Genomic DNA, 26285 nt, shown 5'->3' with positions numbered 1-26285 from the left:
ACCTCGCGCTGTGCGGTGCAGCAGAGGAACTCCCGAGGAAAAGCTTGTATTGACTGTCCGGACGGTCAAATAATTTTGCTATCCCCATCGCACTGCCGGAACCGCCAGGCCAGGGGGAAAGGGCCCGCAGAGCCCGGAACGACGGGATGTACCCAGGGGAAGGAAACCATGCCGATGCCGCTCACCCTCCGCAGCTATGCCCAGGACCGCTGGATCGCCCCCTCTGGCCCGGGTGCCGAGATCCGCGGCGCCGTCGATGGCCGGGTGGTGGCCACGGCCTCCAGCGAGGGCCTGGATTTCGCCGCCATGGCCCGCCATGCGCGGGAGGCGGGCGGCCCCGCCCTGCGCCGCCTGGGCTTCCATGCGCGGGCGGAGATGCTGAAGCGCCTCGCCACCTTCCTCGGCGACCGCAAGGAGGCGTTCTACGAGCTCTCCTTCGACACGGGCGCGACACGGCGCGACAGCCTGATCGACATCGACGGCGGCATCGGCACGCTCTTCGCCTATGCCTCGCGCGGCCGCCGCGAGCTTCCCGCCGGACGCTTCGTGGTGGAGGGCGAGGTCGAGAGGCTTTCGCGCAACGGCAGCTTCGCCGGGCTGCACATCCTGTCGCCGCTGCAGGGCGTGGCGGTGCATGTGAACGCCTTCAACTTCCCCTGTTGGGGCATGCTGGAGAAGCTGGCGCCCGCGATCCTGGCCGGCATGCCGGTGATCGCCAAGCCGGCCACCGCCACCGCCTATGTCGCCCATGCGGTGGCGGAGGCGATCGTGGCATCCGGCCTCCTGCCGCCGGGCGCCTTCCAGTTCGTGGCCGGCGGCACGGGCGACCTGCTGGACCATCTGACGGGGCAGGACCTGCTCTCCTTCACCGGCTCCGCCGCCACCTCGGTGAAGCTGCGCGACAACCCGGCGGTGTCGCGCAACGCGGTGCGCTTCGTGGCGGAGCGGGACTCGCTGAACGCCGCCATCCTCGGCCCCGATGCGACGCCGGAAGCACCGGAATTCGACCTCTTCGTGAAGGAGGTGGTGCGCGAGATGACGGCCAAGGCCGGGCAGAAATGCACCGCCATCCGCCGTATCCTGGTGCCGCGCGAAAGGATCGGGGCGGTGGCGGAGGCGCTCGCCGCCCGGCTGGGCAAGGTCGCCGTCGGCGATCCGCGGCGCGACGACGTGCGCATGGGGCCGCTCGCCAGCCTGGACCAGCGCCGCGACGTGCGCGCGGCGGTGGCGCGCCTCCGGGCCGAGGCGACGATCCTTTGCGGCGATCCGGACCATTGCGAGGTGCTGGGCGGCGATGCGGAGAAGGGCGCCTTCATGGCCCCGGTGCTGCTCCATTGCGAGCACCCGTTGCAGGCCAGCCTGGTTCATGAGCTGGAAGCCTTCGGCCCCGTGGCGACGCTGATGCCCTATGACGGGGTGGAGGAAGCCGTCGCCCTGGCAAGGCGCGGCGAGGGCAGCCTGGTGGCCTCCGCCTTCTCCTACGACCCCACGGTGACGGCGGAGCTGGTGGCGGGGCTGGCGCCCTATCACGGCCGCCTCTTCCTGCTCGACCGCGACAGCGCGGCGGAATCCACCGGCCATGGCTCGCCCTTGCCGGCGCTGGTGCATGGCGGCCCTGGCCGTGCGGGCGGCGGCGAGGAGATGGGCGGCCTGCGCGGCGTCTTCCACCACATGCAGCGCACGGCGCTCCAGGCCTCGCCCGCCAAGCTCGCCGCGCTGGGCGAGGGATGGATCAAGGGCGCGCCCACGCGCATCCCGGAATCCCATCCCTTCCGCCTGGACTACGACGCGCTTTCCGTCGGCGACACGGTGGAAACCGGGCCGCGCACCATCACGCTGGCGGATATCGAGCACTTCGCCGCATTCACCGGCGACAACTTCTACGCCCATATGGACGAGGCGGCGGCGAAGGCGAACCCCTTCTTCCCCGGCCGCGTCGCGCATGGCTACCTGATCCTGAGCTTCGCCGCCGGGCTCTTCGTCGATCCTGCCCCCGGGCCGCTCCTCGCCAATTACGGGCTGGACCGGCTGCGCTTCCTCAAGCCCGTCTCGCCCGGGGATTCGATCCGCGTGCGGCTGACCGTGCAGCGGAAGAACCCCGCGCGGAAGCCGGAATACGGCGAGGTGCGCTGGGATGTGGAGGTCTTCAACCAGGAGGACGAGACGGTGGCGCGCTACGAACTCCTGACCATGAGCGCGCGGATGCCGTGAGCGCGAAGGATGGCTCGCCGGTGCGGCGGTGTGTTGGGGGCAAGTCGCTGCCTCGCCCCGGCACTCCCTCCTCGGTCCCTACTTCGCCAGGACACGGCGTGCCCTGGTTCCGGTTCGTTGGCGCCTGCTGACACCGGATCGCGCCGGAGGGCATGGCTCTCCGGCGGACTGCCGGCACCGCCAACGCTGACAAGGTGTCCAGTCTTCTTTCCGGGAGCCCCGCCTTTCCACCTGCTCCCAGGGATCAGGCCGCAGGCTGACTGCCGCCACGGGAACCCACGAAAGCTTGGGGTCCGGGGACCGGCTCCGGTCCCCGGCGGAGAGGGGGGCCGGGGTGAGAGGCGGCGCCTCTCACCCGGGGGCCAGCCACGGGTGCGACGCCGCGGCCCGGCTTTGCGGCTACTGGCGGACCCAGCGGATATCCGGTGAAAGGCGCCCGCCGTCGATGTGGCGGGAAAGGGTGTGCAGCCGGATATAGGACGAGCTGCGGAATTCCGGATCGTTGAACCCGATCCGGCGCAGGCCCTCAATCAGCCCGGCGATCGCCTCGTCCAGCGTCACCTGCGGCTGGTGCTGCGGCGCCAGCTCACGGAACAGGCCGAAATCCACGCGGTAGGAGCGACGGTCGGGCGGGGCGTCGGTGTTGATGCTCACCTGCGTGCCGGGAAGCTGCGCCGCGACTTCCTGCGCCAGGTCGCGAACCTGATAGTTCCACGGCTCGCTGCCGGCATTCACCACCAGGAACGGGCCGCCATTCTCCGGCTTGCGGGTGGCTGCCCATTCGATGGCGCGCGCCATGTCCTTCACATGGATCAGCGGACGCCAGGGCGAGCCGTCGCTCAGCACCGTGATCCGGCCGGAGGTCAGGGCGCAGGCCACGAAGTCGTTCAGCACGAGGTCGAGGCGCAGCCGGTCCGACATGCCGCAGGCGGTGGCGAAGCGCAGGCAGGTGACGGTCATGTCGCCCGCGTCGAACTGGCGCAGCCCGTCCTCGGTGCCGACCTTGGAACGGGCATAGGCGGTCAGCGGGTCGGTGCTGTCGCCCTCACGCTTCGCGCCTTCCGAGGCCGCGCCATAGACGCTGCAGGAGGAGGCGAAGACGAAGTGCTTCACCCCGGCATCACGGGCGAGCTCCGCCATCTTCAGGCTGGCGCGGTAGTTGATGGCCTCGGTGGGCGCCTCGAAATTCTTGCCCATCGGGTCGTTGGACAGGGCGGAAAGGTGCACCACCGCATCCACACCCTTCAGCAGGATGGCGGGAAAGGCCCGCACGTCGCCGAAATGCTGCGCGTCCAGCAGCACCTCCGGCACGGCGTCGGGGGTGGTCAGGCAATGGGCGAACAGCCCGCTGTCGAAGCCGATGAGTTCGGCCTGCGGGAAACGCTGCCGCAAGTGCCGAACCAAGACAGGGCCGACATAGCCCATGTTGCCGGTGATCAGAATACGCATCCTGGTCCTTGCCCCTGATGGAAGCTGCCATGCCCCGTGAGGAGGGGCGCCATGGAAACCGGGCCGGGCAGCACGGGCCGGGTCTCCTCCGTTGAAAGCCGCATCCGCTTCAGGCCCGTCGCGCGGTGCCGAAACGGCGCAAGTGCCGCACGCCCGGCAGGGCGGTCAGCACGAGGTGATAGAGGGTCTTCGGCAGGTCCTGCCGCCAGGCGTAGTGCCCGGACAGGAGCACGCGCACCGCCTCGCGCCGCCGACGGCCCAGGGCATGCTCCAGCACCGCCTGCGGCGCGAGATCCCGCCAGAGCCGATCCCGGGCCTGGGCCTCGGCGGGCGACAGGTCGCGGAGGCTGGCGAGATGGTCATAGAGGCGCGCCACGACATCGCCGCTCATCCCGGTCTCCTGCCGCGCCGGGAGGCGGTGGAGGCTGGTCGGCCGGTCGATGAAGGAGAAGGCGTGGCCGCGATACGCCATGGCCAGCCGGATGCCGAAATCCGTGTCGCCCGCCAGCCCGACCTCGGACACGTCGCGGTAGCCGATCTGCCTCGCGACATCGCTGCGGATCAGGACGCCGTCGCGGGGGATCTGCCGCCACAGGGCACAGACCAGCAGGTCATAGCGGGTCCCGGCCTCGGCGGCGATCCGCCGGTGGCGCCCGTTGTGGCGCGCCGTGTCCTCGGCAGAGAACTCGCCGGAGGCCAGGATGCAGTGCTGGAGGCCATAGGCGGCGACCACGTCCGGATTGGCGCGGTAGGCGGCGTCCAGCGCCGTGACGGCGCCGGGCAGCAGCGCGTCGTCGTCCTGCAGGATGACCAGCCTTTCGCCCCGCGCGTGGTCGATCAGCCGGTTCAGGCAGCCGTTGAGGTCGGTCGCCAGCCGGCTGCGGCAGTGGCGGAGGGTGATGCCGTCCGGCAGGGGCAGGGCGCGCAGCAGCCTGCCCACCTCGTCGCCCGGCGAAGCGTCGCAGACATCGATCTCCAGGGGGCGGTAATCCTGTTCCAGGCAGGAGCGCATCGCCTGGAGCAGCGAGGGCCGGCCGCGGGCCGGGATGCCGATGGTGATGAGACCGCTCATGTCCTGCACCTGCACCTGCACCTCCCGTCCCTCCGCTCCGTCCCGCACGCGATCCCTGCCTGTTTCCGGACATGCCATGGGCGGGCTCGCCGCCTGCCCATGGCTTCGGGCCTCAGAGGATCTTCAGCTCCGGGATCGGCACCACGAACTTCCCGCCCCATTCGCGGATCGCCGCCATCTGCTCGACGATCTCGTCCTTGAAGTTCCAGGGCAGGATCAGGACGTAGTCGGGCTTGGCGTCGAGGATCACCTGTGGCGCCTTGATGGGGATCCGCACGCCCGGCAGGAGATGGCCCTGCTTGTGGTGGCTGCGGTCCACGGTGAAGGGGACCAGCTCCGGACCCACGCCGCAGTAGTTCAGCAGCGTGTTGCCCTTGGCCGGGGCGCCGTAGCCGGCGACGACCTTGCCCTCGGCCTTGGCCTGGATCAGGAAGCGCAGCAGATCGCACTTGATCTTGACCGTGCTGGCCGCGAAGGCGCGATAGGCGTCGAGGCCGTAGAGCCCGTAATCCTTCTCGGCATCGCGGATCTTCTGTACCGAGGGCAGCTCAGGAAGCGCCGTGTTCCCGGCATGGCGCGCGAAGACGCGCAGCGAGCCGCCATGCGTCGGCACTTCCTCGATGTCGAAGACGGCCAGCCCGTGATCCGCCAGCGCCCGCTCCACCGCCAGCAGCGAGAGGTAGGAGAAGTGCTCGTGGTAGATCGTGTCGAACTGGTTCTCCTGCATCAGCTTCAGCAGATGCGGGAACTCGAAGGTCACCACGCCGTCCGGCGCCAGGAGGATGCGGAAGCCCTCCAGGAAGTCGTGCATGTCGGGGACATGCGCCAGCACGTTGTTGGCGGCCATCTGCTTCGGCGCGTGGCCGGCGGCGCGCAGGCGACTGGCCGTCTCGGCGCCGAAGAAGGCGACCTCGGTCGGGATGCCCTTGGCGATCGCCTCCTGCGCCACGTTGGCGGCCGGATCGACGCCGAGCACCTTGATGCCCATCGCCTTGAAGTACTGCAGCAGGTAGCCGTCGTTGCTGGCGATCTCGACCACCAGCGAATCCGGCGTCAGGCCGAAGCGCTCGGTCATGCGCTTCGCATAGGTCTCCGCGTGGCGCAGCCAGGCGTCGGAGAAGGAGGAGAAGTAGAGGTAGTCGCCGAAGATGGCCTGCGGCGTCTCGAACTCGGAAAGCTGCACCAGCTTGCACTCGTCGCAGACAAAGGCGTGCAGCGGGTAGAAGGGCTCCATCGCATAGGCACGGTCCGCCGGCACGAAGGAGTTCGCCAGCGGCGACATGTTGAGGTCGGAGAAGGTGGTGCGCAGCGGCGCGTTGCAGAGGCGGCAGCAGCCGGCCTTGGCCGCACCCGCGATAAGCTGTTCGGTCATCACGTTGTCCATCGTTGCGCTTCTCACCAGACCTTCCAGGGTGCCCGGCCGGTGGCCCAGAGCTCCTCCAGGTGCTTCTTGTCCTTCAGCGTGTCCATCGAGTACCAGAAGCCCATGTGCTTGTAGGCCATGAGCTCGCCATCGCGGGCCAGGCCCTCCATGGGGGTGCGTTCGAAGATCGTGCTGTCGCCGTCCAGGTAGCGGAACACATCCGGCCCGAGCACGAAGAAGCCGCCATTGATCAGGTTGTTGTCGCCCAGCGGCTTCTCGCGGAACTGGGTCACGCGGTCACCGTCGAGCTCCAGCGAGCCGAAGCGGGCGGGCGGCGGCACGGCGGTGACGGTGGCATGGCGGCCATGGGCCTCGTGGAAGGCGACGGCCTGCCGGACGTCGAGGTCGGTGACGCCGTCGCCATAGGTCATGCAGAAGCTTTCGCCCTCCAGATGCTCGCGCACCCGGCGGAGGCGGCCGCCTGTCATGGTCTCGATGCCGGTATCGACCAGGGTGATCTTCCAGGGCTCCGCCGTGTGCCGCAGCATGGTGGTCGTGCCCGAGGTCAGGTCCACCGTCAGGTCCGAGGCATGCAGGTAGTAGTCGGCGAAGTACTGCTTGATCATGTGACCCTTGTAGCCGAGCGGGATCACGAATTCGGTGATCCCCGCCGCGGCATAGATCTTCATGATGTGCCAGAGGATCGGGCGGCCCCCTACCTCCACCATCGGCTTGGGACGGGTGTCGGTTTCTTCCATCAGGCGCGTGCCGTAGCCGCCTGACAGGATGACCGCTTTTCTGACCATGAACCGAACCTCTCTCGGAATTCGCGACGTTGCCCGGTGGAAGCGCCCCACCGGCGCGTTCCAGCTTCGTTGGACAAGCGATTTAAAGAGACGATAACCGAGAGGCGAGCCAAAATTCTAGTCTGATTTGCGCTTCAACAACTTTTCCATGACGTAATCTCATAAATGACACGTTCTTCGCGGTTTCGTGATGGCTGCCGGAAGCATTCCGGGCCTGCTTTGCCGGGAAAATCGCCGGAACAGGCGGTTGGAACCGATTCGGCCACAACCTCGCCTTGCCGGCGCCCGCGTGGAGACCAACGCCACGCGAGCCATGTCGGCCCCACGAGGGCCGGTCCCGGCCGCTCGCCCTCCGGAAGGAACCGGGCCGGCAACGGCTTTTCCGGCTGGACTTCGCGGCGGTCCGTGACGACCCTACCGGCATCGCCGGGGAACCCGCCATGAAAGTCGCCGTGTTCAGTGCCAAGCGCTACGACCGGGTCCTGCTGACCGAGGCCAACCGCAGCCATGGCCACGCGCTGACCTTCCAGGAGGCGATGCTGGGGCCGGATACGGTTGTCCTGGCTGCCGGCTACCCGGCCGTCAGCGTCTTCGTGAACGACCAGGTGGATGCCGGGGTGCTCGCTGCCCTGGCCAGGGGCGGCACCCGGCTGGTTGCCACCCGCTCGACCGGCTTCAACCAGATCGACCTGGAGGCTGCCCGGGAACAAGGCATCCGAGTGGTCCGGGTGACAGTCTATTCACCCTATTCCGTGGCAGAGTTCGCGGTCGGCCTGCTGCTGACCCTGAACCGCCGCATCCACCGGGCCTACGAACGCACCCGCGGCGGCAATTTCGAGCTGGACGGGCTGATGGGCTTCGACCTGCACGGCCGCACCGTCGGGGTGATCGGCACCGGCAAGATCGGCAAGGTCTTCGCCGGGATCATGCGCGGCTTCGGCTGCACCGTCCTGGGCTACGACGCCTATCCCGCCCCGGAGTTCGAGGCGCTGGGCGGCCGCTATGTCCCGGTGGACCAGCTGATGCGGGAAAGCGACGTCATTTCCCTGCACTGCCCGCTGACACCCGAAACCCGCCATATCATCAACGAAGGCAGCCTGGCCGTGGTGAAGCCCGGGCTGATCCTGGTGAACACCAGCCGCGGCGGGCTGGTGGACACCAACGCGGCCATCGGCGCGCTGAAGAACGGCCTGCTGGGTGGCCTGGCCATCGATGTGTACGAGCAGGAGGCCGACCTGTTCTTCCGCGACCTGTCGAGCGACATCATCGCCGACGACGTGATCCAGCGCCTCGTCTCCTTCCCCAACGTGCTGCTGACCGGCCACCAGGCCTTCTTCACCCGCGAGGCGATCGGCACGATCTGCGCGACCACGCTGGACAGCATCAGCGCCTTCGAACGCGGCGAACCCCTGGTCAACGAGATCCGCGCCCCGGACTGAGGCGGCGGCCTTTCCTGGCTGCGTTGCGCTTCGAGCCCGCCTCCGGGGGGGAGAGGCGCCGCCTCTCCCCCCGGCCCCGCCACTCCGCCGGGGACCGAGCCGGCCCCCGGGCCCCGGGCCTCGGACCCCGGGACAGCGCAACGCCGGAGGCTTGGTGCCCAGGGCATCCGCCGGGTCCGTTTCTTGCTGTGCGGTGGAAGTCTGCTACAGCCTCTTTCCGAGGCCGCACCGAGAGACCGTCCATGACGCTGCACGTCGCGCTGAACCACCGCACGTCCTACCGCTATGACAGGCCAGTCAATCTCGGCCCCCAGACCATCCGCCTGCGGCCGGCGCCGCATGCGCGCACGCCGATCGTCTCCTACAACCTGACGGTCGAGCCCAAGCCGCATTTCATCAACTGGATGCAGGACCCGTCGGGCAATTTCCAGGCCCGGGTGGTCTTTCCGGAACGGGTCACGCATTTCGACGTGACGGTGGACCTCGTCGCCGACATGGCGACCATCAACCCCTTCGACTTCTTCCTGGAGCCCCAGGCCGAGACCTGGCCCTTTGCCTACGACCCGGTCCTGGCGGAGGAGCTGGCGCCCTATCGCCGCATGGACACGCCCGGGCCGCTGCTCCAGGCGCTGATCGACGGAGTGCCGAAGACCGAGCAGCGCACCGTGGACATGCTGGTGGGGCTGAACCAGAAGGTCCAGGGGCAGATCGCCTATATCGTGCGCATGGAGCCCGGTGTCTGGTCACCGGAGGAGACGCTGGGCCATGCCCGGGGCTCCTGCCGCGACAGTGCCTGGGTGCTGGTGCAGCTCCTGCGCAACCTGGGCTTCGCCGCCCGCTTCGTCTCCGGCTACCTGATCCAGCTCACCGCCGACGTGAAGTCCATCACCGGCCCCGCCGGGCCGGAGGCCGACTTCACCGACCTGCATGCCTGGTGCGAGGTCTATCTCCCCGGCGCCGGCTGGGTCGGCTTCGACGCGACCTCGGGCCTGATGGCGGGGGAAGGGCATATCCCGCTCGCCGCCACGCCGGAGCCTTCCTCGGCCGCGCCGATCAGCGGGCTGATCGAGAAGTGCGAGACCGTCTTCGACTTCTCCATGTCCGTGACCCGCGTGGCCGAGACGCCGCGCACCACCCGCCCCTACACCGAGGCGGCATGGCAGGGCATCCTCCAGGCGGGGCGGGAGGTGGACCGGCAGCTGGAGGCCGGCGGCGTGCGCCTGACCATGGGCGGCGAGCCGACCTTCATCGCCGCCGACGACATGGACGGCGCCGAATGGAACACCGACGCCCTGGGCCCGACCAAGCGCGCCTATGCCGGGCGGCTGATCCGTCGCCTGGCGGAGCTGTGGTCGCCGGGCATGGTGCTGCAGCACACGGTGGGCAAGCACTATCCGGGCGAGCAGCTGCCGCGCTGGGCGCTGCACTGCCACTGGCGCAAGGATGGCGAGCCGGTCTGGACCGACCCCTCCCTGCTGGCATCGGATGACGACCGCGACGACGCCACCGCCGCGGATGCGAGGCGATTCGGCCAGGCGCTGGCGGAGCGGTTGCAGGTGGACCCCTCGCTGGTCCAGGGCGCCCATGAGGACATCCACTACTACCTGTGGCGGGAGCACCGGCTGCCCGCCAATGTCATCGCCGAGGATGCGAAGCTCAAGGACCCGCTGGAGCGCGAACGCCTCGCCCGCGTCTATGGCCAGGGGCTGAATGCCGAGGCCGGCAGCGTGCTGCCGCTGCGCCGCATCGCGATGGACGGGGTGAAGCGCTGGCAGTCCGGCCGCTGGTTCATGCGCGGCGACCATATCTTCCTGGTGCCGGGCGACAGCTCCATCGGCTTCCGCCTGCCGCTGCAGAGCCTGCCCTGGGTCAGCGACGGCCGGCGGCCGCTGGAGGTGGAGCGCGACCCCTTCGCCCCGCTCGGCACCCTGCCGTCGCATCCGCGCCATGCCGGGCAGCCGGTGCAGCATGTCGGCCGCGGCGGCAATGGCGGCCCCGGCGCGGCGCCCTTCGGCCCGCTGGGCCAGCGCGTCGCCGGACCCGGTGGCGGCGACGGGCTGGAGGGGCCCTATGCCAGCGATCCCGGCCCGCTGCCGCGAACCCGCGGGCTTGGCCTCGGCGGCAATGGCAGCGGCAACGGCTACACGCCCCCGGCGGCGGACTGGCGGCCGGAGGTGGGACGCGAGGAGCCGGATGTCGTCCGCACCGCGCTCACCGTCGAGGCGCGCGGCGGCATCCTGCACGTCTTCTTCCCGCCGCTCACCGAGGCCGAGGACTGGCTCGACCTCTGCGCCGCCGTCGAGGACACCGCTGCCGAATTCGGCCGCAAGGTCTTCCTGGAAGGCTATCCGCCGCCGCGCGACCCGCGCCTGCTGTCCTTCTCCGTCACCCCGGACCCGGGCGTGATCGAGGTGAACGTGCATCCTTCGGCGAGCTGGAACGAGCATATCGAGCGTTCCGAGCAGCTCTATGAGGAGGCGCGGCAGATCGGGCTGATCGCCGAGAAGTTCCTGCTCGACGGCCGCCATGTCGGCACCGGCGGCGGCAATCACGTGGTGATGGGGGCCGAACGCGCGGCGGACAGCCCCTTCCTGCGCCGGCCCGACCTGCTGAAGTCGATGCTGGGCTTCTGGCACAACCACCCCAGCCTCTCCTATCTTTTCAGCGGCCTCTTCATCGGCCCCTTCTCGCAGCACCCGCGCGTGGACGAGGCGCGGGAGGACAGCGTGAACGAGCTGGAGATCGCCTTCGGCGAGGTGTCGCGCGACCGGCCCACGCCGCCGTGGCTGACCGACCGGCTGTTCCGCAACATCCTCGCGGACATGACGGGCAACACGCACCGCACCGAGTTCTGCATCGACAAGATGTACGCGCCGGAAAGCGCCTCCGGCCGGCTCGGGCTGGTGGAGTACCGCGCGCTGGAGATGCCGCCGCACCACCAGATGTCGGCGGCGCAGATCCTGCTGATGCGGGCCTGCATCGCGGCCTTCTGGCAGCGCCCCTACGAGCGCCGGCTGGTCCGCTGGGGCACGCGGCTGCATGACGACTTCATGCTGCCGCATTTCGTGGAAGAGGATTTCCGCGACGCGCTGGAGGAGCTGCGCAGCCTGGGCGCGCCGCTCGACCTGGAGTGGTTCCGGCCGCATTTCGCGTTCCGCTTCCCGCAGATCGGCGAGGTCTCGCTGCGCGGCATGAACCTCGACCTGCGCTATGCCCTCGAACCCTGGCATTCCCTGGGCGAGGAACCCGGCATCGGCGGCACGGTGCGCTATGTGGACAGCTCGCCGGAACGGGTGCAGGCGCGCGTCAGCGGCTGGGTGGACGAACGCTTCATCCTGGCCTGCAACGGCCGCGCCGTGCCCCTCACCGCGACGGAGCGGCAGGGCGAGTATGTCGGCGGCGTGCGCTTCAAGGCCTGGAACCCGCCCTCCTCACTGCATCCCACGGTGCGGGCGCAGTCGCCGCTGGTCTTCGACATCTACGACCGCTGGACCGGGCGTTCCCTGGGTGGGCTGACGCATCATGTCTCCCACCCCGGCGGCCGCAACTACGACACCCGGCCAGTCAATGCGAACGAGGCCGAGGCCCGCCGCCGCACCCGCTTCTTCGCCTTTGGCCATACGCCCGGGCCGATGGCGGAGCCGGTGCTCTCGGTCGGGCTGGAGCATCCGCGCACCCTGGACCTGCGCCGCCCGGTCTGACACACCCGTCCGCCTTACGCCGGGGGCGCGCCGGGGAGCCACGCTCTCCGGCGACTGCCAGTACCGCCAGCGCAGGCAGGGTATTTTTCTTTCTTCTTCGGGAGCCCTGCGTCTCCACTTGCTCCCGGGAAGCAACCCTTCGGCCTGACGGCAGCCACGGAAACCGACTCAAGCCCGGGGTCCGGGGACCGGCTTCGGTCCCTGGCGGAGAGCGGGCTGGCGGGAGAGGCAGAGCCTCTCCCCCGGGGGCCATCAGGAAGCGGAACAGCCAGAGAGCCCGCCGCCCGCAGGATCACTTTCCCGGGTGGCACTTCCCGGACCGGCCCTGGTTCTGCCGCCAGGATCGACCCAGGGCGGGAGGGTTTCCATCAGGGCCCTTGTTAGTGCGAGTGGTTCTCATTAAAACGCGCCTCCGAGTGGATGGGCCCTCTTTCCGGGGCATGACCGGCCGCGAGCGAACGTGGGTCTGGGTTCATCCGCGCGCACAAGGGCCGACCTTACCGGTCGTCCATCAGGATCAGCGGACGGAACCACGCATGATGACGCACCCGACGACGCTTCCGGCTCCTTTCGGGCTTTCGCGGCGTTCCCTGCTGGGCCTGGTGACCTCGGCCGCCGTGATGAGCCGCATCGCCCCGGCCTTCGCCGCGCCGGCGATCGGCGGCAACCGCCGCATCGCGCCGGGCCTCTACGAGATCGTGGTGAACCCGACCACCAATCGCGTCTATGTCGCCGCGGCCGGCCAGCGGGGCGCCAACGACGCCAGCATCATGGTGCTGGACCCCGTGACGCTGGAGGCGAGCTCCGCCATCGAGCTGCGGGACGAGCCGGCCTTCGGCCTCGCGCTGAACAACAGGACGCAGACGCTCTACACCACCAACACCCGCAGCGGCTCCGTCTCCGCCATCGACCTGCGCGACAACAGCGCGGTGAAGATCAGCGAGGGCGAGGGCGCGCATCTGCGCCAGGTGCTGGTGGACGAGGACAGCAACACCGTCTACGCCTCCGCCTTCGGCGCGAAGGAGAAGCCCAGCGCGGTCTGGATCATCGACGGCGCGACGAAGAAGGTGGCCGGCACGGTCGGCGACCTGAAGGGCGGCATCTCCGGCCTGGCGCTGGACAAGGCGGGCAAGCGCCTCTTCGCCGCGGCCATGGGAGACAACGAGATCGTCGAGATCGACCTCGCCGGCCGCGCCGTGAAGCGCCGCTTCGCCTCCGGCGGCGAGAGGCCGGCCAACCTCGTCTTCGATGCCGCCAATGGCCGCCTGCTGGTCACCAACCAGGGCAGCGGCGACGTGACCGTGCTGAACGCCGCGGACGGCAAGCTGCTGAACACCGTCAAGACCGGCGAGGGCGCGCTGGGCATCACCCTGTCGCCCAGCAACGGCCTGATCTATGTCGCCAACCGCGGCGCCGGTACGGTCAGCGTGATCGACGGCAAGAGCCTGTCGGTGCTCGCCAGCCTCGCCACCGGCACGCATCCCAACACGGTCGCCGTCGATCCGCGCACCAACTTCGCCTATGTCACCAACAAGGCGAAGATGTCGCCGCGCGGCCAGCCGCCGGTCGAGGACCCGAACGGCGACACCGTCACCATCATCAAGCCCTGAGCGGCGGGGACGGGTGATGGGGGACGGATCGATCCCGGCGGAGGGCGGGGCTTCCCCGTCCGCCGCCTCCGCTGGGCGGGCGACGGGCTTCGCCTTCCTGTCCGGGCGGCGGCGCCTGCGGGGGGACGGGATGGCCGGCCTGTTGCCGCGCGGCCCGGCGGCGACGCTGGGCGAGCGCGTGCGCGGCTTCTTCCGTGCGCAGCCGGAGGCCGCGCTGCTGGCCGGCGCGCTGCCTTTCGACCGCGCCGCCCCGGACTACCTGACCGCGCCCCGGCGGGTGGCGGAACCCGCCGGGGCTGCCGCCCCGCCCGACGCGGCCGCCCCGCGCTGGTCCCTGCGTCCGGAGCCATCGGCGGCCGTCTATGCCGCCTCCGTCTCCCGGGCGCTGGAGGCCATGGCGGCGGAGCCTGCCCTGGCCAAGCTGGTCCTGTCGCGCCGCCTCCTCGCCACGGCGGACCGGGACATCGACCCGGAGGCCCTGCTGCGCCGGCTGGACACCGACCCGGCCGTCACCGCCTTCCTGGTGCCGCTGCCGCCCGCCGGGGGCGGCACGCCGCGCCTGCTGGCCGGGGCGACACCGGAGCTGCTGGTCGCCCGCCGGGGCCGTGCCGTCCTGTCGCATCCCCTGGCCGGCTCCGCGCGGCGGGAGGCTGATCCGGCGGCCGACCGCGCCGCCGCCGAGGCGCTGGGCCGTTCGGGCAAGGACCGGCGGGAACATGCGCTGGTGGCGGAGTTCATCCTCGACATGCTGGGCCCGCATTGCCGGAACCTCGCCGCGCCGGAGGGCACCACCGTCACCGCTACCCGCAGCATGTGGCATCTCGGCACCCGCATCGAGGGCGAGCTGAAGGACCCCGATACCTCCGCCGCCGACCTCGCCGCGCTGCTGCACCCCACCCCCGCCGTCTGCGGCGTGCCGCGCGACCGGGCGGCGGAGCGCATCCAGGCGCTGGAAGGCCATGACCGGGACTTCTACGCCGGGGCGGTGGGCTGGTGCGACCGCGACGGGGATGGCGCCTGGCATGTCTCCATCCGCTGCGCCGAGATTGCCGGGAACCGGGCGCGGCTCTATGCCGGGGCCGGCATCGTGCCGGGCTCCGATCCGGAGGCCGAGGCGCGCGAGACCGCGGCCAAGTTCCGCGCCATGTTGAATGCCCTGGGCGTGCCGCCAGGGCAGGAGTTCGATGCATGATCCCCCCCGTGGCCCCCTTGCGCCAGGAATGGCCGGAGGCATTCGCCCGGCGCTACCGCGAGGCGGGCTACTGGCGCGGCGAGACCTTCCCCGGCTTTCTGCGCCAGCGCGCGGCGGAGCATCCGGACGCGGTGGCCATCGTGGACGGCGCACGGCACTGGACCTATCGCCATCTCTGGGAGCGGGCGGAGCGCCACGCGGCGGGCTTCCTGAGGCTGGGCCTGCGCCCCGGCGACCGGGTGGTGGTGCAGATCGGCAATGTCGCGGAGTTCTTCTCCGTGGTCTTCGGCCTGTTCCGCGCCGGGATGATCCCGGTCTATGCCCTGCCAGCGCACCGCATCACCGAGATCGCTCATTTCGCCCGCCGTGCCGAGGCACGGGGCTATGTCACCATGGAGCGGGCGGACGGCTTCGACTACCGCACCCTGGCGCGGGCGCTGCGCGCGGAAGTGCCGGCGGTGGGGCATGTGGTCATCATCGGCGCGGCGGAGGAATTCACCGCGCTGGAGGATTGCGTGGCCGAGCCGCGCGACGTGGTGGGCGGCCTGCCCGCCGATCCGGACCCGTCCTCGGTCGCCTTCCTGCAGATCTCCGGCGGCAGCACCGGGCTGTCGAAGCTGATCCCGCGCACGCATGACGACTACATCTACAGCTTTCGCGCCAGCAACGGGATCTGCGGCGTCACGGCGGAAAGCGTCTTCCTCGTGGCCCTGCCGGCGGCGCATAATTTTCCGATGAGCTCGCCCGGCCATATGGGCGCGCTCCATGCCGGCGCGCGGGTGGTGCTGAGCCCCAATCCGAGCCCCGAGACCGCCTTTCCGATCATCGCGCGGGAGCGTGTGACCATCACCGGCCTCGTGCCGCCGCTCGCGCTGCTCTGGATGCAGGCGGCGCCGAACACGAAGTACGACCTCGGCAGCCTCAAGGTGCTGCTGGTCGGCGGCGCGAAATTCACGCCGGAGGGGGCGAAGCGCGTGCGCGCCACGCTCGGCTGCACGCTGCAGCAGGTCTTCGGCATGGCGGAGGGGCTGGTGAACTACACCCGCCTCGACGATCCCGAGGAGATCATCGTCAACACCCAGGGCCGCCCGATCAGCCCGGATGACGAGGTGCTGATCGTGGACGATGCCGGCGAGCCGGTGCCGGAGGGCGAGCCCGGGCACCTGCTGACGCGCGGCCCCTATACGATCCGCGCCTACCACAACGACGACGCGGCGAATGCGCGCTCCTTCACCGGGGACGGCTACTACCGCACCGGCGATATCGTGCGCCGCCTGCCGGGCGGCTATCTCGAGGTGCAGGGCCGGGCGGGCGACCACATCAACCGCGCCGGCGAGAAGATTTCGGCCGAGGAGGTGGAGGACCATCTGCTGGCGCATCCGAACGTCTTCGACGCCGCCATCGTCTCCGTGCCTGACTCCTATCTGGGCGAGCGCATCTGCGCCTTCGTGATCCCGCAAGGGGAGAGGCCGAAGCCGGCGGCGCTGAAGGCCTGGATGCGGAGCCGCGGCATCGCCGACTTCAAGGTGCCGGACCAGGTCGTCTTCGTGGAACGCTTCGCCACCACCGCGGCGCTGAAGATCAGCCGCAAGGAGCTGCGCGCCCGGCTGCGCGCGCAGTTCCTGGAACAGCAGGAATCGTGATGTCGAGTACCAAGGGCCTGCCGCGCATCCCCGCCTATCCGTTGCCGCGCGCGGAGGAGCTTCCCGCGCCGCGCGCGCCCTGGCGGCTGGAGCGCGACCGCGCCGCGCTGCTGGTGCATGACATGCAGCGCTATTTCGTCGGCGCCTTCACGCCCGACGAACCGCCGATCGAGCTGGTGCTGGCCAATATCCACGCCCTGGCCGCCAAGGCGCGCCGGGCCGGCATCCCCGTCTTCTACACGGCGCAGGAAGGCGACCAGGACCGGCGCGACCGCGGGCTGCAGGCCGATCTCTGGGGCCGGGGCATGAGCTGGTCGCAGGACCATCAGCCGATCCTGGACGAGCTGGCGCCGCAGCCGGACGATTTCGTGCTGGTGAAACACCGCTACAGCGCCTTCCAGCGCAGCAACCTGGAAACGCTGATGCGCGCGCGCGGCCGCGACCAGATCATCGTCTGCGGCATCTACGCGCATATCGGCTGCCTGCTGACGGCGGCGGAGGCCTTCATGCGCGATATCGAGCCCTTCTACGCCGCCGATGCGGTGGCCGATTTCTCGCGCGAGAAGCACGACATGGCGCTGCGCTACGTCGCCGATGTCTGCGGCGTGCCGATGACCACCACGCAGATCCTGGAGGTCCTGTGAGCCACGCCCCGCTGACCAGGGAGGGCATGCGCGCCGATATCGCGCGCCTGCTGCACGAGGACCCGTCGGAGATCGGCGATGATGACAGCCTGATCGACCTGGGCCTCGATTCCATGCGGGCGATGAACCTTCTCCTGCTCTGGAGCGAGCGCGGCCTGTCGCTGGATTTCGGCGAGTTCGCCGAGGAGCTGACGCTGAACACCTGGTGGGCGATCGTGGAGCGCCGCCAGAAGGCGCAGGCCGGGGGCTGAGATGGGCACGGCCCCCCAGCCGCCCCTGTCCTGGCTGGGGCTGACCGAAGCCCAGGCCGGACTCTGGTACGCACAGCGCCTGGACCCGCAGAACCCGGTCTTCAACACCGGTCAGTTCATCGCCCTGCACGGGAAGCTCGACCTCGGCGCCTTCCGCGCCGCGCTGTCCCAGGCCGTGGCGGAGTCCGAGGCGCTCTGTCTGCGCTTCGAGGAACGCGACGGGCAGCCGGTGCAGGCAATCGATCCCGCACTGCGCCCGGAGGTGAAGGTCATCGACCTGTCCGGCGATCCGGAGGGCGAGGCCAAGGCCCGTGCCGCCATGCGCCACGACATGGACACGCCGCGCGGCCTGAAGGGCGAGGCGCTGGCGGCGGAGCGCATCTACCGCCTCGGACCGGAGCGGCATCTCTGGTACCAGCGCGTGCACCACCTGGCGGTGGATGCCTTCGGCACCGAGCTGATCACCCGCCGCACCGCCGCCCTCTATGCCGAGCGCCTCGGCGGGCCGGAGGCGGGATCGCCGCCGCCGGGGCTGGAGGCCGCGCTGGGCGAGGATGCCGTCTATCGCGCCTCGCCGAGGCGCGAGGCCGATGCCGCCTATTGGCGCGAGGCGATGGCGGGGCTGGGCGAGGTGGCGAGCCTCGTCCCCGGCGCCGCCCCTTCCGGCCACCACGCCATCCGCCTCGCCCGCGCCGTGGAGGGCGGCGTGGTGGAGCGGCTGCGCGCGCGGGCGGAGGTCACCTCGCTGCCCTGGCCGGACATCCTGTCCGCCCTGATCGGCGCCTATCTCCGCCGCCATGCCGGGGGCGGGGAGGCGGCGATCGGGCTGGGCTTCATGAGCCGCCTCGGCAGCCCGGCGGCGCGGCTGCCCTGCATGCTGATGAATGTCCTCCCCGTGCGCCTGCCGGTGCCGGAGGACGCGCCGCTCGACGAGTTCCTGGCCGCCTCCGCGAAGCGCTTCGCCAAGGCGCGGCGCCACGGGCGCTATCGCGGCGAGCAGATCCGCCGCGACCTCGGGCGGATCGGTGCCGGGCGCCGGCTCTACGGCGCCCTGGTCAATATCCTGCCCTTCGAGGAGGCGCCGGACTTCCCGGGCCTCGCCACGGAGATCGAGATCCTCGGCACCGGGCCGGTGGACGACATCACCATCACCCTGCGCGGCGATGCGCGCGCCAGCCGGCTGCGGCTGGAGCTGGAGGCCAACCCCGCCCTCTATGACGCGGCGGCGCTGGCGGCGCATGCGGAGCGGCTGGTGCATTTCCTGGGCGCCGCCCTGGGCGCGGACAAGCTGGCCGATGTGCCGACCGCCACGCCGGCCGAGGCCGCCTGGGCGCTCCGCACGCTGAACGCCACCGCCCATCTCGTGCCCGACACGACGCTGGCCGCGCTGATCGAGCGCCGGATGGCCGAGACGCCCGGGGCCATCGCGCTGGAGGGCGAGGGCCGGCGCCTCACCTATGCGGAGCTGGAGCGCCGCAGCCGTGCCCTGGCGCTGGAACTGCGCGCGCGGGGTGCCGGGCCGGGCCGCGTCGTCGCCGTGGCACTGGAACGGTCGCTGGCGCTGGAGATCGCGCTGGTGGCGATCCTCCGCGCCGGGGCGGCCTATCTGCCGCTGGACCTTTCGCACCCGCCCGCGCGCATCGCCCGTATCCTGGCCTCCGCGCAACCGGTGCTGGCCCTGGCGCCCCCGGGGCAGCCGGCGCTGGAGGGCCTGGCCTGCCTGCTGCCGGAATCCTGGCACCTGGACAGCGAGGCATCCTTGCCGCCCGGCCCGGAGCCTGGCGACCTCGCCTATCTGCTCTACACCTCCGGCTCCACCGGCGAGCCCAAGGGCGTGATGGTCGGGCACCGGGCCATCGTGAACCGCCTGGAATGGATGCGGCAGCACTACGGCTTCGGCCCGGGCGACCGCATCCTGCAGAAGACGCCGATGACGTTCGACGTCTCGGTCTGGGAGTTCTTCCTGCCGCTGCTCAGCGGCGCCACGCTGGTGATGGCCCCGCCCGGCGCGCACAAGGACCCCGCGGCGCTGGCGGCGCTGATCCGGTACGGCGGGATCACCACGGCGCATTTCGTGCCCTCGATGCTCGCCGCCTTCCTGGCCGAGCCGACGGCGCGGGGCCTATCGCCAGCCCGCGTCTTCTGCTCCGGCGAGGCGCTGCCGCCCGAGCTGCGCGACCGCTTCCACGCCACGCTGCGGTCCGAGCTGCACAACCTCTACGGCCCGACCGAGGCGGCGGTGGATGTCTCCTTCTGGCCCGCCGGGCCTGAGGACCGCTCCCGCCCCGTGCCGATCGGCTTTCCCGTCTGGAACACCCGGCTCTACGTGCTGGACGAGTCGCTGCGCCCGCTGCCGCCGGGCGTGACGGGGCAGCTCTTCATCGCCGGGCGGCAGCTCGCGTGCGGCTATCTCGGCCGCGACGACCTGACGGAAGGCGCCTTCCTTCCCGACCCCTTCCATCCGGGCGAGCGGATGTACCGCACCGGCGACCTCGCCAGCCTGCGCGCGGACGGGGCGATCCTGTTCCATGGCCGCGCCGACGACCAGGTGAAGCTGCGGGGCCTGCGCATCGAGCTGGGCGAGATCGAGGCCGTGCTCGCCACCGCGCCGGGCGTGGCGCAGGGCCGCGTCGTGGCGCGGGAGGACAGGCCGGGCGACCGGCGCCTCGTCGCCTATCTCGTTCCGGGCGAGGGCTATGCGGCGGAGGCGGTGCGCGCCCATGTGGCGGCGCGCGTGCCGGACTACATGCTGCCCGCCGCCTTCGTGGCGCTGGAGGCGCTGCCGGTGAATGCCAGCGGAAAGCTGGACCGCCGCGCCCTGCCGGCGCCGGACTATGGCGGCGAGACCGGACGCGAGCCCGTCACGGAGACCGAGCGCCGCCTCGCCGCCCTCTTCGCCGAGGCGCTGGGCCTGCCGCGCGTCGGGGCGGAGGACGACTTCTTCGCCCTGGGCGGCCATTCCCTGCTGGCGGTGGAGATGACCCTCCGCATCCGTGAGGAATGGGGCTGGGACCCCGGGCTGGGCGCGATCTTCGAGCATCCGGCCGTGGCCGCGCTGGCCCGGGTGATCGACGAGGGCGCGCGCGTCGCCGATACCGGGCTGGGGCCGCTGATCCGCCTTTCGGATGGCGATCCCGCCCTGCCGCCCCTCTTCGTGGTGCATCCGGCGGGCGGCATCTCCTGGTGCTACGGCACCCTGGCCCGCGCCCTTTCGCCGCGCCGTGTGGTCTATGGCCTCCAGGCCCCGGCGCTGGAGGCATCGCAGCCCCCGCCCGAAAGTCTCGATGCGCTGGCCGCCGACTATGTCGCGCGCATCCTGGCGGTACAGCCGGCCGAGGGGGAAGAAGGCGTGGTGCATCTCCTCGGCTGGTCGGTGGGCGGCATCATCGCCCAGGCCATGGCGGTGCGGCTGCGGGCGCTGGGCCATCCGGTGGGGCTGGTGGCGCTGCTCGACGCCTATCCGGCGGATGTGTGGCGCGACCAGCCCGATCCCGGACCGGAAGGCGGTCTCCGCGCCCTGCTGGCCATCGCCGGGCACGATCCGGAGCGCCTGCCGCCCGGTCTCGTGCTGACGCGGGAGGCGGTGACGGAGTTCCTGCGCCGGGGCGACAGCCCGCTGGGGCGCCTGCCGGAAGCAGCGCTGGATGGCGTGGTGCGCGTGGTGCAGTCGAACAACCGCCTGGTGCGTGGCCATGTTCACGGCCGTTTCGACGGGCGGCTGACCCATGTCCGGGCGGCGCGGGACCATCAGGCGCGGCCGGAGATCCGGCCTGATCTCTGGCGTCCCTACGCGACCCGGCTGGAGGTGCTGGACATGCCGGCGCTGCACCAGGAGCTCGTGGGCGAACGCATCGTGGCGCGGATCGCCCCGCTCCTGGCCGAGCGGATGGCCCGTTTCGAGACGGAAGGAGGAAGCGGATGCGCGGCAGCGGAATAGCGGGACGCATCGCCCTGGTCACGGGCGCCGGCGGCGGCATCGGCGCCGCCGTGGTGCGGGCCCTGCGGGAGGAGGGCGCGCGCGTCGTCGCCACCGACCTGGACCCCGCCGCCATCGCCCCCGGCGAGAACATCCGGGCCGAGGCCCTGGACGTCACCGACAGCGCCGCGGTGGAGGCGCTGGTGGAGCGGGTGGAGCGCGACTGGGGGCCGGTCGATCTCGGCGCGAGCGTCGCGGGCGTGCTCTCCACCACCCTGGTCACGGAGACCACGGATGCCGAATGGCGCCGCGTCTTCGCGGTGAACGCGGAAGGTGTGTTCCACATCTCCCGCGCCCTGGCCCGGCGGATGCAGCCGCGGGGGCGCGGCAGCCTCGTCACCGTCAGCTCCAACGCCGCCGGCATCCCGCGCCATGCCATGGCGGCCTATGCGGCCTCCAAGGCGGCGGCGACCATGTTCACCCGCTGCCTGGGGCTGGAACTGGCGCCCCACGGCATCCGCTGCAACATCGTGGCTCCCGGCTCGACGCTCACGCCGATGCAGACGGGGATGTGGTCGGACGCGGACGGCGCGGCGCGGGTGATCGCGGGTGTGCCGGAAGCCTTCAAGACCGGCATCCCGCTGGGCAAGCTCGCCACGCCGGAGGATGTCGCGGAGGCGGTGGTCTTCCTGCTTTCCGACCGCGCCGGGCATATCACCATGACCGATCTCTACGTCGATGGCGGCGCGACGATGCGCGCGTAAAACCCCTCCGCCGCGGCCGGGGGCGGGCAACGCGCCGCGCGGCGGGGATCGAGGAGTTCACGACGAGCATGGCCGAGGTCAGCCTGCCCGGGACCACAGCGCTGGCGCTGGACGGCCCCTCGGGTGCCTATCGCATCTTCCTGTCCGTCCCGCAGGCACCCCCGCCTCCGGAGGGCTTCCCGCTCCTGGTCCTGCTGGATGCCAATCTCTGCTTCGGCACCGTGGCGGACCTGCTGCGGCAGGGCAGCTTCCGCCCCGGCGTGTCGCGCCTGTGCCCGGCCGTCGTGGCGGGCATCGCCTATCCGACCGACCAGCCGCTGGACCGTCTGCGGCGCGGCCTGGACTACACGCCCGGCCCCTCGGTGGAGGGCCCCGGGCGCGGCGCCCCGAGCGGCCCCTCCACCGGCGGGCGGGATGCCTTCCTGGCCTTCCTGCAGGAACAGGTGAAGCCGCTGGTCGCCGCGCGCCATCCGCTGGACCCGGCGCGGCAGGCGATCATCGGCCACTCCTTGGCGGGCTTCTTCGCCCTCGACGTGCTGGCGCAGGACCCGGCCTGCTTCTCCGGCTATCTCGCGATCAGCCCCTCGGTCTGGTGGAACCGGCCGCGCCTCATGGCCGGGCTGGAATCCCGGAAGGGCGACGGCCTGGCGCCCCGGGCCTGGATCGGCGTCGGGGAATGGGAGGAGGCGCTGGCCCCCTGGGAGGACACCCTGCCGGACCGCGAAGCCACCGCCCGCCGCCGCGCCTCCCGCGCCATGGTGGGGAACGCCCGGACGATAGCCGACACCATCGCCCGCCGCTTCGGCCCGGCCGCGCGGGTGGAGTTCGAGTGCCTGCCCCGGGAGACGCATATCTCCGCCGTGCCGGTGGCGCTGAGCCACGGGCTTCGCTTCCTGCTGGGGCCTGAGGGATTCGGCGGGCCGTGACCGTTCCGCTCCGTGGCCGGTCCCCGGGGGAGAGGCGCCGCCTCTCCGCCCGGACCTCCTCTCCGCCGGGGACCGAAGCCGGTCCCCGGACCCCGGGCTTTCGTGGGTTCCCGTGGTGACCGTTATCCTGGGGCTTGGTCCCTGGGAGCAGGTGGAGAGGCGGGGCTCCCGAAAAGCAGGACACCGTGTCCGCGCTGGTGGCACCGGCGGTCCGCCGGAAAGCCAGGCTCTCCGGCGCGATCCGGCGTCAGCAAGAACCAACTCATCGGGTCCAGGGCCCGCAGGGTCCTGGCGGATAAGGGGGTGCGGGGGAAAAGGCGGAGCCTTGTCCCCCGGGGACGGAGCGACGCCGGATCACGCCACGGCGGCGGCGCTGCTTTTCCGGCGCCGGAGGTTCCGCAGGTCGCGCAGGTCCAGTGCCCCGAGGAGGTGGGCGGCGCCGAAATAGGTGGCCATGCCGGTGGCGACCAGGAGCAGGAGGCGGGCCACGCGCAGGCCTTCGGCGGGGAAGAGCAGGGCGGAGAGGCCCCAGAGGACCAGCATCATCACCCCTGCCGCCAGCAACATGCGGGGCACGCGGCTGCGCAGGCGCCGGTCTGGGTACCAGGCGCCGTGCCGGTGCAGCAGGAAGGCCAGCGCCCCGGCATTGACCCAGGCCGCGATGCAGGTGGCGAGCGCCACGCCGACATGGGCCAGGAACTGGATCAGGATCAGGTTCAGCACGAGGTTCAGCACCACCACGGCGATGCCGATCCGCACCGGGGTGCTGGTGTCGCCGCGCGCGAAGAAGCCGGGGGCGAAGGCCTTCACCAGCACGAAGGCAGGAAGGCCGACGGCATAGGCGGCCAGGGCATGGGCGGTGGCGGTGGCGGCCTCGGCCCCGAAGGCGCCCCGTTCGAAGAGGGCCTGCACGATCGGGCCGGCGGTGATCCACTGCGCCGCGGCGGCGGGGATGGCCAGTGCCAGGGAGAATTCCACCGCCCGGTTGAGCGTGCGGTGCGCCGAGAGCGGCTGCCGGGTGCGGAACTGCCGTGCCAGCATGGGCAGCAGGGCGGTACCGACCGCCGCGCCGATCACCCCCAGCGGGAGCTGCGCCACGCGGTCGGCGTAATAGAGGTAGGACACCGCGCCGGCCGGCAGCAGGGTGGCGATCAGCGTGTCGATGGCGAGGTTGAGCTGGGTGACGCCGGCGCCGAGGACGCCGGGCAGCATGCGCCAGAGCACGGTCTTCACGTCGGGCGTCAGCCGCGGCTTGCGGGGCAGCAGGGGCATCCCCTTTCGCGCCGCGACGATCCAGACCATGGCGAGCTGCGCGATGCCGGAGGCCATGACGCCCCAGGACTGGGCATGGCCGGGCGTGGCGACATAGGGGGTGAGGCCCAGCAGGGCCACCATGGCGAAGAGGTTGAACAGGATCGGCGCCGCCGCCGCCGCGGAGAAGCTGCCCAGCCCGTTCAGCACGCCCGAGACCAGCGCGGTCAGGCAGATGAAGAACAGGTAGGGGAAGGTGATCCGCGTCATCTCGAGCGTCAGCTCCCAGCGCAGCGGATCGTCGTTGAAGCCCGCGGCCAGGACCGTCAGCACCTGCGGCATGAAGATCCAGCCCAGCACGGTCAGCAATGCCAGCCAGAGGGCGAGGAGGGTGCCCATGCGCTCGGCCAGCAGGCGGGCGGCCGCGGGGCCTTCCGCCGACAGCGTGGCGGAGAAGGCGGGGACGAAGGCGGCGTTGAAGGCGCCCTCGCCGAACAGGCGGCGGAACAGGTTGGGCAGCTTCAGCGCCACGAAGAAGGCATCGGCCACCGGGCCGGCGCCCATGATGGCGGCCACCAGCATGTCCCGCGCGAAGCCCAGGATGCGGCTGAGCAGCGTCCAGGCGCCGACGGTAAGGATGCCTTTGAGCATGGGTGGGGCGCGTTCCCTCTGTGCCGAAACGCGCGTGATACAGGTCCCGCGATGCGAGAAACAGCCCATGGGCGGATCGCGGGACGGCCGGTCCCCTCGCGAATGGCGGTGTCTCCCCGGGCGGGGAGACGGGTTTGCCGGGGCGCCGGGCTGTTTGTTAAATCTTCGTATTCTTCTCCGCTCCGGGTGCAGCGGCGTCCCGGAAGGGGCGGAGGCCCGGCGGCCCCTTGCGCTTAGCGGGCCGGCAGGAAGCCGACCAGCTCCTCCGCCCGGCGGACGATCGGGTCGGCGATGCCGGCGGCCTTCCCGGCGCCCTGGCGCAGCGCGGCATCCACGGCGGCAGGATCGTCCAGCAGCCGCTTCATCTCCGCCTGGATGGGGGAGAGCTTCGCCACCAGCGCCTCGGCCAGCACCTCCTTGAAGGCGCCGAAGCCCTTGCCGCCATGCTCGGCCAGCACCGCGTCCGCCGTGCTGTCGGTGATGGCGGCGAGGATGCCGACGAGGTTGCGCGCCTCGGGCCGCGCCTCCAGCCCGCGTGCCTCGGAGGGCAGGGGCTCGGGGTCGGTCTTGGCGCGGCGGATCTTCAGCGCCACCGTGTCGGCATCGTCGGTCAGGTTGATGCGCGACTGGTCGGAGGGGTCCGACTTGGACATCTTCTTCGTGCCGTCGCGCAGGCTCATCACCCGCGCCGCCACGCCCTGGATCAGCGGCTCGATGGTGGGGAAGAAATCCACCCCGTAGTCGTGGTTGAACTTCTGGGCGATGTCGTTCGCCAGCTCCAGGTGCTGCTTCTGGTCGTCGCCTACCGGCACCTGGGTGGCGTGGTAGGCATGGATGTCGGCCGCCATCAGGTTCGGATAGACATAGAGGCCGACCGAGGCGCCCTCGCGGTCCTTGCCGGCCTTGTCCTTGAACTGCGTCATGCGGTTCAGCCAGCCGATGCGGGCGACGCAGTTGAAGATCCAGGCGAGGCGCGCATGGGCCGGCACATGGCTCTGCACGAAAAGGATGCAGCGCTCCGGGTCCAGGCCGCAGGCGATCAGCGCCGCAGCCATCTCGCGCGTCTGCCGCGCCAGCTCCTTCGGGTCCTGCCAGACGGTGATGGCGTGCTGGTCCACCACGCAGAAGAGCGAGGCGTCGCCGTTCTGCATCGGCACCCAGTTGCGGATGGCGCCGAGATAGTTGCCGAGGGTGGGAATACCGGAGGGCTGGATGCCCGAGAAGACACGCTGCATCGGGGGTGGAGACCGGAGCTCTTGTTGATGGAGCGGCGGTCTTCCGCCCCTGGCGCCCCGGCGTCAAGGGCGGGGCGCCTCCCGCCGGCCGCGGGAGGCCGGCTGGCCCTGGGCAGGCGACGGCGGCCCTCGTGACGGAACCGCAACATGGCACGGGGCCT

General features: G+C 71.1%; 17 protein-coding genes. 11 read left to right on the top strand and 6 right to left on the bottom strand.

Annotated features, from left to right (window positions below; all coding sequences use genetic code 11):
- Positions 1 to 174: 174 nt before the first annotated feature.
- Positions 175 to 2211, top strand: coding sequence for a phenylacetic acid degradation bifunctional protein PaaZ (gene paaZ / locus CTJ15_RS16125; RefSeq protein ID WP_058390430.1), 2037 nt, complete (start codon positions 175 to 177; stop codon positions 2209 to 2211).
- 399 nt (positions 2212 to 2610) lie between these two features.
- Here paaZ and CTJ15_RS16120 read toward each other — a convergent pair whose 3' ends face one another.
- The 4 genes from CTJ15_RS16120 to rfbF form a co-directional block, all read right to left on the bottom strand.
- On the bottom strand, positions 2611 to 3660 hold the full coding sequence (locus tag CTJ15_RS16120) for an NAD(P)-dependent oxidoreductase (RefSeq protein WP_058390431.1): 1050 nt from the start codon (positions 3658 to 3660) through the stop codon (positions 2611 to 2613).
- Between the two features lie 109 nt (positions 3661 to 3769).
- Positions 3770 to 4780 carry a glycosyltransferase family A protein gene (locus CTJ15_RS16115; RefSeq protein ID WP_075821565.1) on the bottom strand — a complete coding sequence of 337 codons (1011 nt, stop codon included), beginning with the start codon at positions 4778 to 4780 and terminating at the stop codon, positions 3770 to 3772.
- Between the two features lie 64 nt (positions 4781 to 4844).
- On the bottom strand, positions 4845 to 6104 hold the full coding sequence (locus CTJ15_RS16110; protein WP_058390439.1) for a class I SAM-dependent methyltransferase: 1260 nt from the start codon (positions 6102 to 6104) through the stop codon (positions 4845 to 4847).
- A gap of 23 nt (positions 6105 to 6127) precedes the next feature.
- On the bottom strand, positions 6128 to 6901 hold the full coding sequence (gene rfbF / locus CTJ15_RS16105; protein WP_019462230.1) for a glucose-1-phosphate cytidylyltransferase: 774 nt from the start codon (positions 6899 to 6901) through the stop codon (positions 6128 to 6130).
- A gap of 440 nt (positions 6902 to 7341) precedes the next feature.
- Between rfbF and CTJ15_RS16100 the strand changes: the two genes are divergently transcribed.
- The 10 genes from CTJ15_RS16100 to CTJ15_RS16055 all read left to right on the top strand — a co-directional run bounded on the left by CTJ15_RS16100 (position 7342) and on the right by CTJ15_RS16055 (position 22987).
- A complete protein-coding gene (locus CTJ15_RS16100; protein WP_019462231.1) occupies positions 7342 to 8340 on the top strand; it encodes a 2-hydroxyacid dehydrogenase in 999 nt (332 codons plus the stop codon).
- 242 nt (positions 8341 to 8582) lie between these two features.
- Positions 8583 to 12041: a DUF2126 domain-containing protein gene (locus tag CTJ15_RS16095; RefSeq protein ID WP_099781697.1), complete on the top strand. Its 3459-nt coding sequence runs from the start codon at positions 8583 to 8585 to the stop codon at positions 12039 to 12041.
- A 536-nt stretch (positions 12042 to 12577) separates the two neighbouring features.
- Positions 12578 to 13651, top strand: a complete 1074-nt coding sequence (locus CTJ15_RS16090) for a YncE family protein (protein WP_058390434.1) — start codon at positions 12578 to 12580, stop codon at positions 13649 to 13651.
- 16 nt (positions 13652 to 13667) lie between these two features.
- Positions 13668 to 14843: an isochorismate synthase MenF gene (locus CTJ15_RS16085; RefSeq protein WP_058390435.1), complete on the top strand. Its 1176-nt coding sequence runs from the start codon at positions 13668 to 13670 to the stop codon at positions 14841 to 14843.
- On the top strand, positions 14840 to 16486 hold the full coding sequence (locus tag CTJ15_RS16080) for a (2,3-dihydroxybenzoyl)adenylate synthase (RefSeq protein ID WP_171982299.1): 1647 nt from the start codon (positions 14840 to 14842) through the stop codon (positions 16484 to 16486). Before CTJ15_RS16085 ends, CTJ15_RS16080 begins: the two co-directional genes overlap by 4 nt.
- Positions 16486 to 17130, top strand: coding sequence for an isochorismatase family protein (locus CTJ15_RS16075; RefSeq protein WP_058390436.1), 645 nt, complete (start codon positions 16486 to 16488; stop codon positions 17128 to 17130). The genes CTJ15_RS16080 and CTJ15_RS16075 overlap by 1 nt, the downstream gene beginning before the upstream one ends.
- Positions 17127 to 17381: a phosphopantetheine-binding protein gene (locus CTJ15_RS16070; protein WP_019462237.1), complete on the top strand. Its 255-nt coding sequence runs from the start codon at positions 17127 to 17129 to the stop codon at positions 17379 to 17381. The genes CTJ15_RS16075 and CTJ15_RS16070 overlap by 4 nt, the downstream gene beginning before the upstream one ends.
- 1 nt (position 17382) lies before the next feature.
- Positions 17383 to 21318, top strand: coding sequence for a non-ribosomal peptide synthetase (locus CTJ15_RS16065; protein WP_076970201.1), 3936 nt, complete (start codon positions 17383 to 17385; stop codon positions 21316 to 21318).
- Entirely contained in the window at positions 21300 to 22061 is a 762-nt protein-coding gene (locus CTJ15_RS16060; protein ID WP_019462239.1) for a 2,3-dihydro-2,3-dihydroxybenzoate dehydrogenase, read from the top strand. Before CTJ15_RS16065 ends, CTJ15_RS16060 begins: the two co-directional genes overlap by 19 nt.
- 68 nt (positions 22062 to 22129) lie before the next feature.
- Complete coding sequence (locus CTJ15_RS16055) at positions 22130 to 22987, top strand: alpha/beta hydrolase (protein ID WP_075823098.1); 858 nt, start codon at positions 22130 to 22132, stop codon at positions 22985 to 22987.
- Positions 22988 to 23341: 354 nt separating this feature from the next.
- Here CTJ15_RS16055 and murJ read toward each other — a convergent pair whose 3' ends face one another.
- Both murJ and trpS read right to left on the bottom strand, forming a co-directional pair.
- Positions 23342 to 24889 carry a murein biosynthesis integral membrane protein MurJ gene (gene murJ / locus CTJ15_RS16050; protein ID WP_076970200.1) on the bottom strand — a complete coding sequence of 516 codons (1548 nt, stop codon included), beginning with the start codon at positions 24887 to 24889 and terminating at the stop codon, positions 23342 to 23344.
- A 233-nt stretch (positions 24890 to 25122) separates the two neighbouring features.
- A complete protein-coding gene (gene trpS / locus CTJ15_RS16045; protein WP_019462242.1) occupies positions 25123 to 26124 on the bottom strand; it encodes a tryptophan--tRNA ligase in 1002 nt (333 codons plus the stop codon).
- Positions 26125 to 26285: the final 161 nt, after the last annotated feature.

This window comes from Roseomonas sp. FDAARGOS_362 (assembly GCF_002754815.1).
In the GTDB taxonomy this organism is placed as follows: domain Bacteria; phylum Pseudomonadota; class Alphaproteobacteria; order Acetobacterales; family Acetobacteraceae; genus Roseomonas; species Roseomonas mucosa.
The sequence above is the reverse complement of the archived record's forward strand: the minus strand, read 5'-3'. Positions and strand labels throughout refer to the sequence as shown.

Coding starts and splice junctions, on each gene's coding strand:
- murJ (WP_076970200.1), bottom strand. CDS start 24,889: ATGCTCAAAGGCATCCTTACCGTCGGCGCCTGGACGCTGCTCAGCCGC.
- CTJ15_RS16100 (WP_019462231.1), top strand. CDS start 7,342: ATGAAAGTCGCCGTGTTCAGTGCCAAGCGCTACGACCGGGTCCTGCTG.
- paaZ (WP_058390430.1), top strand. CDS start 175: ATGCCGCTCACCCTCCGCAGCTATGCCCAGGACCGCTGGATCGCCCCC.
- CTJ15_RS16080 (WP_171982299.1), top strand. CDS start 14,840: ATGATCCCCCCCGTGGCCCCCTTGCGCCAGGAATGGCCGGAGGCATTC.
- rfbF (WP_019462230.1), bottom strand. CDS start 6,901: ATGGTCAGAAAAGCGGTCATCCTGTCAGGCGGCTACGGCACGCGCCTG.
- CTJ15_RS16110 (WP_058390439.1), bottom strand. CDS start 6,104: ATGACCGAACAGCTTATCGCGGGTGCGGCCAAGGCCGGCTGCTGCCGC.
- CTJ15_RS16075 (WP_058390436.1), top strand. CDS start 16,486: ATGTCGAGTACCAAGGGCCTGCCGCGCATCCCCGCCTATCCGTTGCCG.
- trpS (WP_019462242.1), bottom strand. CDS start 26,124: ATGCAGCGTGTCTTCTCGGGCATCCAGCCCTCCGGTATTCCCACCCTC.
- CTJ15_RS16090 (WP_058390434.1), top strand. CDS start 12,578: ATGATGACGCACCCGACGACGCTTCCGGCTCCTTTCGGGCTTTCGCGG.
- CTJ15_RS16060 (WP_019462239.1), top strand. CDS start 21,300: ATGCGCGGCAGCGGAATAGCGGGACGCATCGCCCTGGTCACGGGCGCC.
- CTJ15_RS16065 (WP_076970201.1), top strand. CDS start 17,383: ATGGGCACGGCCCCCCAGCCGCCCCTGTCCTGGCTGGGGCTGACCGAA.
- CTJ15_RS16085 (WP_058390435.1), top strand. CDS start 13,668: ATGGGGGACGGATCGATCCCGGCGGAGGGCGGGGCTTCCCCGTCCGCC.
- CTJ15_RS16055 (WP_075823098.1), top strand. CDS start 22,130: ATGGCCGAGGTCAGCCTGCCCGGGACCACAGCGCTGGCGCTGGACGGC.
- CTJ15_RS16095 (WP_099781697.1), top strand. CDS start 8,583: ATGACGCTGCACGTCGCGCTGAACCACCGCACGTCCTACCGCTATGAC.
- CTJ15_RS16120 (WP_058390431.1), bottom strand. CDS start 3,660: ATGCGTATTCTGATCACCGGCAACATGGGCTATGTCGGCCCTGTCTTG.